8 protein-coding genes are annotated in these 12,291 nt (G+C 67.7%); 5 read left to right on the top strand and 3 right to left on the bottom strand.

Annotation, left to right across the window (positions count from 1 at the left end; translation table 11 throughout):
- Nucleotide 1: 1 nt before the first annotated feature.
- Genes BAY61_RS15465 through BAY61_RS15455 form a run of 3 tightly spaced genes read right to left on the bottom strand, consistent with a single transcriptional unit; the run spans nucleotide 2 to nucleotide 3,672 of the window.
- Complete coding sequence (locus BAY61_RS15465) at nucleotides 2–886, bottom strand: ABC transporter permease (RefSeq protein ID WP_091804335.1); 885 nt, start codon at nucleotides 884–886, stop codon at nucleotides 2–4.
- A complete protein-coding gene (locus BAY61_RS15460) occupies nucleotides 883–1,914 on the bottom strand; it encodes an ABC transporter permease (protein ID WP_091804332.1) in 1,032 nt (343 codons plus the stop codon). Before BAY61_RS15460 ends, BAY61_RS15465 begins: the two co-directional genes overlap by 4 nt.
- 6 nt (nucleotides 1,915–1,920) lie before the next feature.
- Complete coding sequence (locus BAY61_RS15455) at nucleotides 1,921–3,672, bottom strand: ABC transporter substrate-binding protein (protein WP_091805208.1); 1,752 nt, start codon at nucleotides 3,670–3,672, stop codon at nucleotides 1,921–1,923.
- 184 nt (nucleotides 3,673–3,856) lie between these two features.
- Here BAY61_RS15455 and BAY61_RS15450 point away from each other — a divergent pair, with 184 nt between their 5' ends.
- The 5 genes from BAY61_RS15450 (at nucleotide 3,857) to BAY61_RS15430 (ending at nucleotide 12,284) form a co-directional block, all read left to right on the top strand.
- Nucleotides 3,857–4,684: a M55 family metallopeptidase gene (locus BAY61_RS15450; RefSeq protein WP_170140189.1), complete on the top strand. Its 828-nt coding sequence runs from the start codon at nucleotides 3,857–3,859 to the stop codon at nucleotides 4,682–4,684.
- A complete protein-coding gene (locus tag BAY61_RS15445; protein WP_091804329.1) occupies nucleotides 4,677–6,029 on the top strand; it encodes a M20/M25/M40 family metallo-hydrolase in 1,353 nt (450 codons plus the stop codon). The genes BAY61_RS15450 and BAY61_RS15445 overlap by 8 nt, the downstream gene beginning before the upstream one ends.
- 424 nt (nucleotides 6,030–6,453) lie before the next feature.
- On the top strand, nucleotides 6,454–6,981 hold the full coding sequence (locus BAY61_RS15440) for a DUF6069 family protein (protein WP_091804326.1): 528 nt from the start codon (nucleotides 6,454–6,456) through the stop codon (nucleotides 6,979–6,981).
- A 24-nt stretch (nucleotides 6,982–7,005) separates the two neighbouring features.
- Nucleotides 7,006–10,131 carry a GH92 family glycosyl hydrolase gene (locus BAY61_RS15435; protein ID WP_091804323.1) on the top strand — a complete coding sequence of 1,042 codons (3,126 nt, stop codon included), beginning with the start codon at nucleotides 7,006–7,008 and terminating at the stop codon, nucleotides 10,129–10,131.
- The gene (locus tag BAY61_RS15430; protein WP_091804320.1) at nucleotides 10,128–12,284 is read left to right on the top strand and encodes an FUSC family protein; all 2,157 of its coding nucleotides are present in this window, start codon (nucleotides 10,128–10,130) and stop codon (nucleotides 12,282–12,284) included. The genes BAY61_RS15435 and BAY61_RS15430 overlap by 4 nt, the downstream gene beginning before the upstream one ends.
- Nucleotides 12,285–12,291: the final 7 nt, after the last annotated feature.

Raw genomic sequence — 12,291 nt, 5'->3', positions numbered from 1 at the left:
GTCACCGGTCCCCCTTGAGCCGCGGGTTCAGCACGGTCTCCAGCGCCCGGCCGACCAGTGTGAACGACAGCACGATGACGACGATCGCGAGGCCGGGCGGCAGCAGGTACCACCACGCGCCCGCGGTGACCGAACCCGAGCCGAGCGCGGTTTGCAGCATCGAGCCCCACGACACCGCGGTGGGGTCGCCGAGACCGAGGAAGGACAGCGTCGACTCCGCGATGATCGAGCTGCCGACCACGAGCGTCGTGTTGGCGAGCACGAGCGGGAGCACGGCGGGCAGCACGTGTTTGCCGACGATGTGGGCGTGCCCTCCGCCCAGTGCCTTCGCCCGCTCGATGTAGGGCCTGCTCTCGATGGTCAGTGTCTGTGCGCGCACCAGCCTCGCCGTCGCCGGCCACGAGGTGACCCCGACGGCGAGGATGATCGTCGCGATGCCCTTCGGCAGCACGCTCGACAGCGCGATGGCCAGCACCAATGAGGGCAGCACCAGGAAGAAGTCGGTGAACCGCAGCAACACAGCCGACAACCAGCCGCCGAAGTGGGCCGCGGTGATGCCGACGAGCGTGCCGATGAACACCGACAGCACGGTCGCGGCGAACCCGACCAGCAACGACACTCTCGCGCCCCAGAAGGTCAGCAGCAGAACCGACCTGCCGTCCACGTCGGTGCCGAGCAGGTACTCCCAGCTCGGTGGCTGCAACGGCGTTCCGGTCGCCGTGATGACGTCGAGCCCGCTCTCGTCGGTGATTACCGGCGCGAGCGCGGCGAGCACCACCACGACGACGAGAAACCCGAGCCCGATCAGCCCGCCCTTGTTGCGGCTGAACTCCTGCCACAGCGTCGCGACGGCCGCGCGCCGTCGCTGCCATACGGGAGAGGTCATGTCGCACGCACCCTCGGATCGAGTACCCGGTACAGCACCTCGGCGAGCAGGTTCATCACGATCACCGACCCGGCCAGCACGATGAACACCCCTTGCAGCAGCGGCAGATCCGGCCCTCTCAGCGCCTGATAGGTCAGCTGGCCCAAGCCTGGCCACGAGAAGACCGCCTCGACGGTGACCGTTCCCGACACCACCATCCCGAACTGGAGGAACACCAGCGTCACGGTGGGCAGCAGCGCGTTGGGCACCGCGTGTCTCCTGCGGACCAGGTCGTCCCGCAGTCCCTTCGCTCTGGCCGTGGTCAGGTATTCAGCGCCCATTTCCTCAAGCAGCGAGGAGCGCATCACCAGCATGTATTGCGCGTAGATGACCGCGAGCAGCGTCAGGCACGGCAGGGTCAGATGCCAGGCAATGTCGAGTGCCTGCCCGAAGAAGTGTTCGGGCGCGTCCGCCGATCGCATGCCCCTACTGGGAAACAGCCCCTGAGTGGCGATGAGCAGAATCAGGCCGAGCCAGAACTGCGGAACCGACCACAGGGTCAGCGCGATCCCGGTCTGCACTCTGTCGAACGCGCTGTTGCGCCGCCACGCGGCCCGGACCCCGAGCCATAGCCCGAGAATCACCGCCAGCACGGTCGCGGTGCCGACCAGCAGGATCGTCGGCCACAGCCGTTCGCCGATCATCGTGGCGACCGGTCGCGAGAAACTGTAGGACTCGCCGAGGTCACCACGGAGCAGCCCGCCGAAGTAATCGACGAACTGCTGCCACAGCGGCTTGTCGACGCCCAGCCGCTCCCTGAGGTCGGCAAGCTGCTGGGGACTCGTGGGCCGGTCCCGCGTCATCGTGGCGACCGGGTCGCCGGGAATCATCCGGAACAACAGGAATCCGAGCACGACGACCAGCACGAGGCTGGCCAGTGCGCCGCCGATCTTGCCGAGCAGGAACCGGGGGGTGGAGGTCCCGCTCCGCCGCTCGTCAAGGTCGGCGACAGCGTTCGTGCCGGTCGTACTGGTCGTGCTGGTCGTCAAGGTTTCCTACTCACGGTCCTCGGTGGACGCCCTCCGGCGCAGCAACACGGTCGCGGCTCCGGCGACGATGACGAGGGCGCCGGCACCGATCCCGACCCAGGCTCCCGCGGAGAGCCCACCGCCCGAGTCTCCGCCGCCCGCGACGGGTTCGGCGTTGTAGAAGCCCCAGTAGCCGGTCTGCTCCATGATCTGGCCGTCCTCGACCGGCTGGCGCTGGAAGTTGGTGAAGCGGTCCGAGCGGTACGCCTCCAGCGCGTTGTCGTAGTCGAGCACGAGGCTCGGCACCTGGTCGTAGTAGCGCGCCTGCGCCTGCCTCGCGTACTCGCCGCGCTTGGCCTCGTCGGTTTCGGCTGCCTGCTGGGCGTAGAGACGGTCGTACTCCTCGTCGCAGAAGAACGCGTTGCTGCTGCTGCTTCCCGAGCTGGCGGGCAGGCTCGCGCAGGTCTGCTTGGCGAGGATGTAGTCGGGGTCCGGGTTGGTGCCCCAGCCCGAGAGCGCGAGGTCGTAGTGTCCCGACGACGTCGTCTCGTCGACCTCGTTGTCGGACACGAGGTTCTTCTTCACCCCGATGCCGACGTCCTTGAGCCAGCCCGCGATGTAGTCGGTGGCCCGCTGGCCGTAGTCCTCGCTCGAACGGGCGGTGAGCCGGAATTCGAGCTTCCTGCCATCAGGCCCGACCCTGATGCCGCCTGGGCCTTCCCGGTAGCCGGCCGCATCCAGTTCGCGTTTCGCCGCGTCGGGATCGAAGGTGTACTTGACGTCATCGGCCGGTGTGTAGTGGAAGTTGTCGTAGATCGGGGGAACGAGTCCCCCTGGCAATTCCCCGTAGCCGCCGAGCACCCTGTCGACGAGCACCTGCGGGTCGATTGCCTTCGCGATGGCCTTGCGCACGCGCACGTCCCGCAACGCGGGATGGCCGTCGCCGATGGGCTGGCGTTCGATGTTCTGCGCGCCGGGATTCATGAGCAGTTCCCGGTAACGGCGGCCGTTGGCCTGGTTGGTCTCGACGTCGTCGGTGTTCTTGAGGGTGTCGAACTGGGCCTGGGTCAGCCGGTTGACGAAGTCGACCTCGCCGTTTCGCAGCGCGTTGACCGCGGCCTCGGAGTTGTCGAACTTGAGGAACTGCAATTCCTCGACCTTCGATTTTCCTCGCCAATAGCCGGGGTTGGCCTTGAGCCGGACGAGTTCGTTGGGCCGGTACTCGGTGATGAGGAACGGGCCGCTGCCGACGCCGACGACCTCGACGGAGTCGGTTCGGGGGTCGGCCATGTCCTCGATGCCGGACCAGATGTGCTCTGGCACGATCGGCACGTCGAGGGCCGTCATGCTGGCCTGTCGCTCTTTGATCTTGATGACGAGCGTGCTCTCGTCGGGCGCGGTGACGCTCTCGAAGTTCTCGACGTAGCTGCCGTTGGCCTCAGCGGCTTTCTCGTCGTCCATGATGCGGTTGAACGTGAAAGCCGCGTCGGCCGCCGTGATCGGCTGGTCGTCGGACCACTTCATTCCGGGACGGATCTTGAACGTCCAGGTGAGACCGTCCGGCGATGGTTCCCAGCTCTCGGCGATGCCACCGGTCGGCGTCGCGTCCTCGGCTGAGGGCAGGGTCAGGAACTCCCAGGCGAACCTGCCGACCATCGTGCTGGAGGCGAAGCTCGCCGTGAACGGATTCAGGTGGTCGATCTCCTGCACCAGCGCCACCCTGAGGACGCCGCTGTTGTCGGACTGTGCCTGCGCGGGCTGAGCGAAGGCGACCGGCATGAGCAAGGGCACGGCAAGTGCCGCGAACGCGGCTCTGACCCGCCGCAGACGACTGAAAAGCACTGTTACACCTCGTTGCAGTCTGGGAGATCCCGGAGCCGAAAAGTAACCACCAGACGGATCGTGGTGTCAACGATTCGACTGGACCAATGCCAAGCCGTGACCAACCTACTAGGTTGACGCTATGCGGATCATGATCTCGGCGGACATGGAAGGCGCGACGGGCGTCACCTGGACCGACGACGTCGTTCCCGGAACGGAGCAATGGCAGCGCTTCCGCCGGTTGTTCACCGGCGACGTCAACGCGACCATCAGCGGCCTCGCCGAAGCAGGCATCGACGACGTTCTCGTCAACGAGGCACATTCCTCCCAGCGCAATCTTCTGCTTGAGGATCTCGATCCACGAGCGAGAATGCTGACCGGACGGCACAAGCCGCTGTCCATGATGGAGGGTATCGACTCCGGTGTGGACGGCGTGGTCTTTCTCGGCTACCACGCGGGTGCCGGTTGCGATGGCGTGCTGTCGCACACGTACCTGCCCAACCAGATCACCGGGGTGTGGCTCGACGGAGTGCTCGCCAGCGAGGGAAGACTCAACGCGGCACTGGCCGCCGAGTACGGCGTACCGGTGCTCATGGTCAGCGGCGACGACAAGACCTGCGAGGACGCGCAAGACTACGCCCCTGACGCGACATTGGTCGCGGTCAAGGAATGCGTCAGCAGGTATGCCGCCGTGTGCCTGGCACCGTCCGTCGCCTACGCGAGGCTGACCGAAGCGGCGGCGACCGGGATGCGCCAGGCGGGGCAGCGTTCTCCGCTCACCAGTGAACACCGGATCGAGGTGGAGTTCGACGCGAGTCATCTCGCGCAGGCCGCCGCGGTGATCCCGACCGTCGAACAGACCGGTGTCCGCAGCGTCGGTTTTGACGCGCCGGACATGACGGAGGCCATGAAGGCATTCAAAATCGTCACCGCCATCGCCGACGGCGCCGTGCAAGGCAAATATGGCTGAACCCGTCGAATTCCCCAATACCACAGGAAACGGGCCGACCGATGCACCCGATGTGGTGGATTTGTGCGCGCGGTTGATCCGGTTCGACACCACCAATCTCGGTGGAGGGCAATCGGAGGGCGAACGCGACGCCGCCGAATTCGTGGGCGAGGTGCTCGCCTCGGCCGGTGTCGAATCGCGGATTTACGAGTCCGCTCCTGGCCGGGCCAATCTCGTCGCGCGAATCCCGGGTTCCGACCCCACGCTGTCGGCGCTGCTCGTGCAGGGGCACCTCGACGTCGTGCCCGCCGACCCGGCCGAGTGGCGACTGCCGCCGTTCTCCGGCGAGGTACGGGACGGCTTCCTGTGGGGGCGAGGCGCCGTCGACATGAAGGATTTTTGCGCCATGGTCCTCGCGGCCGTGCACGCGATGGCCCGCGATGGCAGGACTCCCCGCAGGGATGTCGTGCTCGCCTTCGTCGCCGACGAGGAGGACAAGGGCGAGTTCGGGGCGCATTGGCTGGTCGCGGCGCATCCCGGGCTTTTCGACGGCTGCGCGGTCGCGATCAGTGAATCCGGCGGATACACCTATCACGTCCGGGACGTCGAGGGCCAGGCCGTGCGGCTGTATCCGGTCGGTACGGCGGAGAGGGGCACGGCGCACCTGCGGCTCACCGCGAACGGAAGGGCTGGGCACGGATCCCGCCGCAATCCGGACAACGCGGTGGTGAAGCTGATCGGCGCTGTGCACGCGCTCGCGGCACACGAATGGCCGATTACTCTCACTCCGTCGGTTCGCGCTTTTCTGTCGCGCACCGGCGAAGCACTGGGGGTGGAGGTCGATCTCGGTGACGTCGAAGGAACACTCGCCAGACTCGGGCCCGCGGCCTCGCTCGCCGAGTCGACGGTGCGCAACAGCACCACGCCGACCATGCTGCAAGCCGGTTACAAGGTCAACGTCATCCCCGGAACGGCGACCGCGCTGGTGGACACCAGGGTGTTGCCGGGAACGGAAAAGGCGTTGCTCGCCGACGTCGACGGTCTGCTGGGGCCTGGGGTGGAGCGGGAGTTCGTCGCCCATCAGGCCGCGGTCGAGGCGCCGGTGGATTCGCCGTGGTTCGATGCGATGGCCTCGGCGCTGCGGGCGGAGGATCCCGGCGCGGTCGTGGTGCCCTACTGCCTCGGCGGCGGGACCGACGCCAAGGCGTTCGCCTCGCTGGGCATCGACTGCTATGGCTTCGCACCGTTGTGGTTGCCGGAGGGGTTCCGGTACCGGGAGATGGCGCACGGCGTCGACGAGCGGGTTCCGGTGGCGGGGCTGCGATTCGGGGCACGCGTGCTGGAACGACTGCTGGCCACGATCTGACCGGCGCCTCGCCGAGATCCGCACCCAGGCGCGCGAGATCCGCGTTCCGGTTGGCGACATCCGCGTTCGGCCTGCGCACAGCCGGGCGGGACGGTAACGCCGCCGAATCCAGGCCGGCCACCCGCCGTACCGGGAAACCTGAGCGCGGATCCCGCCGGCATGGATGCGCATCTCGCCTGCCCGAGCGCGGAACTCGCGCGCCCGAGTGCGGAACTCGCCAGCCCAGACGCGGAAGTCGCCGCCGCGCCGAATGCGCTCGCCTGCCCGGATGTAGGACTCGGCGCCCCTGACGCAGATCTCGCGTGTCCGAGTGCGGATCTCGGCGTCCTGGACGCGGATCTCGGTGGGCTGGATGGGGGACTCGCGCGCGGGGCGGCCTGGTTCGCCGAGCGAGATCCGGCCACTGCGCTTATGGTCCAACACGGTGAGCTACTACGGTTACGAAGAAGAGCAGGCCAGGCCCTCGGTGGACAGCCGCACCTTGTGGGCCGGTGGGCTGGCGACCGCTCTCGTCGCCGCTCTTGTCGGTGTTGTGGCCGTGCTGGTACTGCGCGGCGTTTTCGGCTTGCCGGTGATCGCGCCCGGCAACACGAACGGAGCTCTCGACTACATCGGTGCGGTGTGGCTGGCCCTCTTCGGCGCGGTCGGCGCGCTGCTGGCCACCGCCCTCGCCCACTTGCTGCTGCTGGTGGCACCCCGGCCGATGGCCTTCTTCGGCTGGATCATCGCACTGGTCACGGTGGTTTTCGTGGTGTGGCCCTTCACGGTCAGCGAAACCCTGACCGTGCGGCTGACCAGCGCGGCGGTATACCTCGTCATGGGAATCGCCATCGGCTCGCTGGTCAGCGGCATGGCCACGAGGGCGCTCCGGACTCGCAAGACAAGCCCGCAACACCAGCAGCCGCCTTATCCTCCCGGCGGAACCGGCTACCCCGGTTACTACGACCAGTAAGCGTTCACAAGCTACAGTGGCCGCGTGGTGACCAGCGAATTCTTCACGTCGTTCGAGGAAGGCGATCCACAACCTGGCACAGGTCAGCGACTGCGGGTGCACGTCGGAGCGGGACCTACGAGGCCGCTCGCCGCGCGGGCGGGCCGTGGCTGCACCGGAACCGGCGCCCTGTATTACACGACCACCGTTGAGGGCCCCGCGCGAGCCGGATTGTTCACTGTGGACATACCGGTGACCGAAGACACCGAGCTGTCCTATGTGGTTCTTCCGGAGTCGGACGCCGAACCCACCTATTACAGCACTTTCGTCGCCGTGGATCTCGAATTCGCCGACGGTGGCACGCTCACCGGCCTCTCCCCTTCCGCCACGGCGAAGGCCAACGGGGAGAGCAAGAAGCTTTACCTCGATCAGTGGAACCTGGTGCGGGTGCCGGTCGGGGAGCTCGCGGCGGGCCGCACTATCACCGCGATCGTGCTCACGACGGCGAATCCCGTTGAGGGGCACGAAGTCAGCGGCTGGCTCGACGATCTTCGCGTCGGCGCGCGCACGCCGGTGCCGGATGATCCCGTCGATCTGGTCCGCACGACGAGGGGAACTCATTCCGGAAGGGACTTCTCGCGGGGCAACTGCTTTCCGGCGACCGCGGTGCCCAACGGTTTCAATTTCTGGACGCCGGTGACCGACGCGGGCGCGCTGGACTGGCCTTACCACTACCAGGATCACGCGCTACAGGCGTTCGCGGTGAGCCATTTGCCGAGTCCTTGGGTCGGCGACCGGCACACCTTCCAGGTGATGCCCGGCATGGGCGAGGTGGTCACCGACAGGGCGGCGAGAGCGTTGCCGTTCTCTCACGAGCGGGAGACCGGCCTTCCCTTCCACTACGGGGTCCGGTTCGACGGCGGGATCAGCACGGACATCGCGCCTGCCGATCACGGCGCGGTTTTCCGGTTCGGTTTTCCCAGCGAGGGAGGGTGGGTGCTGTTCGACAACGCGCGCGCAAGGGGCGGCCTGCGCGTCGACACCGCCACCAGCGCCGTCACCGGGCACACGTGGGTGCGCAGCCGGTCGTCGTCGGGCGCGCGGCGGATGTACGTGTACGCGACGTTCGACGAACAACCGGCCGAGGGAGGCAGGCTCACCTCCTCGCGCAGGCGCGCCGTCACCGGATACGTCCGCTTCTCCTCCCCCACCGTGACGATGCGCATCGCGACGTCGCTGCTGAGCCTTGATCAGGCCAAGCGCAATCTGCACAACGAGGTGGCGGCACCGCTGACCTTCGAACAGGTGCGCGAGGCGGCACGGCAGCGGTGGCGGGATCTGCTCGGCAGGGTCGAGGTGACCGGGGCGACGACCGACGAGCTGGTGACGCTGTACTCGTGTCTCTACCGGTTGTTCCTGTACCCTAACTCGGGACACGAGGACACGCCGGAGGGCGTCCGGCACGCCAGTCCCGTGCTGCGCACGCGACGACCGAGCACCCGAAGACGGACCGGTGCCGCGATCAGACCCGGAACCATGAGCGTCAACAACGGGTTCTGGGACACCTACCGCACCACGTGGCCCGCCTACGCCCTGCTCGCGCCGGACCTCGCGGGCCGGTTGCTCGACGGCTTCGTCCGCCAGTACCAGGAAGGCGGCTGGATCTCCCGCTGGTCGTGCCCCGGCTACGCCGACGCGATGGTGGGTACCGGTTCGGATGTGGTGTTCGCCGACGCCTATCTCAAAGGGGTCCGCGGTTTCGACGTCCAGGCGGCCTACGAGGCCGCGGTCAAGAACGCCACGGTCACCCCGCCCCGGGCCGATGTCGGCAGGACAGGACTCGGCGAGTCCATCTTCCTCGGCTACACGCCGACATCGACGCGAGAAGGACTTTCCTGGGCGTTGGAGAACTGCGTCAACGACTTCGGGCTCGCCAACTGGGCGCTGGCACTGGGCAACCTCGACGACGCGGCCTACTTCCGGGGCAGGGCGGCCCGGTACGTGCATCACTTCGACCGGGAAACCGGTTTCTTCCAGGGCAGGACGACGCTCGGGGGCAGGCGCTGGGACGCCCGTTCCTACGACCCCACGGTGTGGGGTTACGACTACACCGAGACCAACGGCTGGAACACCGCGTTCAGCGCTCCGCACGATGTCGCGGGATTGTCCGCCCTGCACGGCGGGAACTCCGCTCTTGAGTCCGTTGTGGACACGTTCTTCAGCACACCGGAAACGGGCCGCCGCACGGGTTCCTACCGCAAGGTGATCCACGAGATGACCGAGGCCGCCGCGGTCCGGCTCGGCCAGTACGGCCATTCCAATCAGCCTTCACATCACATTCCCTACCTCTACGCGCTGATCGGCGCACCGGCGAAGACCCAGCGCGTCGTGCGGGAGGTGCTCGACCGCTGCTACCTGGGAAGTGACCTCGGGCAGGGCTATCCCGGCGACGAGGACAACGGGGAGATGTCGGCGTGGTACGTGCTGAGCGCGCTCGGGCTCTACCCGCTCGCGGTAGGCAGCCCGTGGTACGTGATCGGCTCTCCGTTGTTCCGGCACGCGGTCGTCCATCTCGACGGTGGAGCGGACCTGGTGGTGAACGCGCCGGACAACAGCCGCGACAACGTGTTCGTACAGGGCCTGCGAGTCGACGGGGTCGCGCACGAGCAGCCGTGGATAGGCCACTCCGTCCTCGCCGAGGGAGCGGTACTCGACTTCGACATGGGGCCGGAACCTTCCTCGTGGGGCACCACGGCGAGTGTCCAGCCGGTGTGGCCGTCGCCGCCGCGCGACCTCGCGGGAACGGCGACGTCCTCGGACGGTACCGACGTGCGGAAGCTGTTCGACGACACGACCGCGACCGAGGTCGTGTTCCGGTCGGCGACGCCCGTCGTCGAGCACACCGCGAACTACGCGGCAGGCACGGTGAGCGGGTACACGCTGACGTCGGCCTCGCGCGGTGACGATCCGAAAGCCTGGGTACTGGAGGGTTCCGACGACGGTCTGTCGTGGACGGTGCTGGACAGCAGGGCGGCCGAGAACTTCGTATGGCGCAAGCAGACCCGCGCGTTCGCGGTGCCGGAGCCACACCCGTTCCGGCGGCACCGGTTGCGGGTCACCGAGAGCACTGGGCAGCGGCTGCGGCTCGCCCAGTGGGAACTGCTGGCATGATCATCGCGGCGGTCGACCGGCTACGTGCCGCCGATCCCGGTTTCGTCAGGACACGCCTCGCGGCCACCGCGGTATTGGGCATCGTGCTCGCCGCCGGAACGCTACTGCTCGCGCGGCAGCCACTTCCGGTGGTGCTCTTCGCCGCGATCGGCGCCATGATCTCGTCGTTTTCCGTCAACGACCCCGAAAAACCACAGCAGGCGCTCACCCTGGTGCTGGCTTTCGTCGCGGGAGCAGCCTCGCTGACGGCCGCGACGGCTGGTCAGTCGGCGGCACCACTGGACGGTGTCGTGTTCGTGCTGCTCATCTTCGTGGCCGTCTACGCCCAGCGTTTCGGGCCACGGGGAACCGCGCTGGGGTCGATCGCGTTCTTCGTGTTTTTCTTCGCGATGTTCCTGCGCACGCAGCCCGCCCAGTTGCCGATGTTGTTCGTGGCGCTCGCGACGGGGCTGGCCGCCAACGCGCTGGTCCGGTTCGTCATCCTGCCCCGCCGCCCCGGCAGGGAGCTGGTGGGCATCCGCAGGGCGTTTCGGGCGAGGCTGGGAGCCGTGGTGAGCGCCGCCTCGGCCCACCTCGCGGCTCAGGGAACCGAGCGCGCCTCGAAACAACTCCAGCGGGCGGGCGACCGGCTCCACCAGACGGTTCTGCTCATCGAGGACGTCGCCGCGGATGTGCTCGACGGCAAGGCGGCCGCGCTGCTGCGGCGAAGGGCCATCGAGGTCGAGCTGGCAGCGCAGTGGCTGAGCATCACCGTCCGGCGCTCCGCGTGTGAGCCGCTGGCTGACCCGGTGCGAGCCGAACTGGTAGCCAGGCTGCGCCGGTTTCGCTCACTGATCGAACGCGATCCGCGTGAGCTTCCGGTGATCAGCGAGACCGAGGAGTACACGAAGCTGCTGGTCGAGGGCAGCAGGCTCAGCGAACGGGCCACCGAAGGGGATCCGGTTCGCAGGGCCGTCGCCGAGCTGGCACTGGCCGACGTCAACGCCGCTCGCATCGCCGAACGCGACTTCTCGGCCGAGCAGGATCCACCGCCTGCCGAAAACACGGAGCGCACGCCGCTGTTCGGCTACGACAACCGCACCAGGGCAGCCATCCAGGCCGTGCTCGGCGGCGGGCTGGCGGTGCTCGGCGGCGAACTGGTGTCCCATCAACGGTGGTACTGGGCGGTGCTGACGGTGTTCGTCGTGTTCGTCGGCACGTCGAGCGCGGGGGCCACGCTCGTCAAAGGCGCCCGGCGCATGGGCGGTACCCTCGCCGGGATCTTCGCAGGCGCGCTGTGCGCGCTGCTGGTGTCGGGCAACACCCCGCTGACCGTCGTGCTCGTGCTGATGTGCGTGTTCGGCATGGCGTTCTTCGCGACGGTCTCCCAGACGATCATGGCGTTTTTCATCACGACGCTGCTGGGCTTGTTGTACAGCCTGCTGGGCACGTTCAGTGTCGAGGTGCTCGGCGTGCGGGTCGCCGAGACCGCGGTGGGCGCGCTGGCCGGGATCATCGCCGCGCTGGTCGTGGTCCCGGTGCGCACCAGGTCGGTACTGCTCGACGACGTGGCCACGGTGCTGGAGGACTTGCGGGAGTTCGCCGGAACGACGACCGAGCTACTGACCGGCAGGGACAACGTCAACGTGATCGAACTGTCGAGGCAGCTCGACAGGGACGTCGAGCAGGTGCGCACGACGGTGGAACCGCTGACCCATCCCATCAATCCGCGCGGAGCAAGGCGGGACTACGGCTGGTACGTGGTCGACACGCTGACGGCCATCGCGTTCCGGACACGGCACGTCGCCGCGAGGGCTCAGCCTGGGCTGCTGGCCGCGCCGGAACTCGCGGAGCGGTTCGAGCCGTTCATGGCGCGCCTCGATCACAACATCGGTGTGCTGCTGGACGCCGTGCGCGGGAAGGGCACGACCCGTTTGCTGCCGAGCCAACGGAACGATCCGCTCTCCGAAGGGACCCCCGAGGCGCGGGTGGTGCTGGCCGGACTGGGCAAACTGGACGAGGCCGTACTGGCCCTCGGGAAGGCGTTCGACCTCGATCAGCCCGCGCCGGAGCCGGACGACGGCGCTCAATCGGTTCAGGTGAGGCGACGCACCCATACAGACCAAGCGGCGCCCGATAGCATCCGGAGAGAGGCTGACCGAAGAACGACATAACCCATCA

Origin of the sequence: Prauserella marina (genome assembly GCF_002240355.1) — a bacterium.
Classification (GTDB): Bacteria; Actinomycetota; Actinomycetes; order Mycobacteriales; family Pseudonocardiaceae; genus Prauserella_A; species Prauserella_A marina.
Note: the sequence above shows the minus strand (reverse complement) of the source record. Positions and strands in the feature narration are given on the sequence as shown.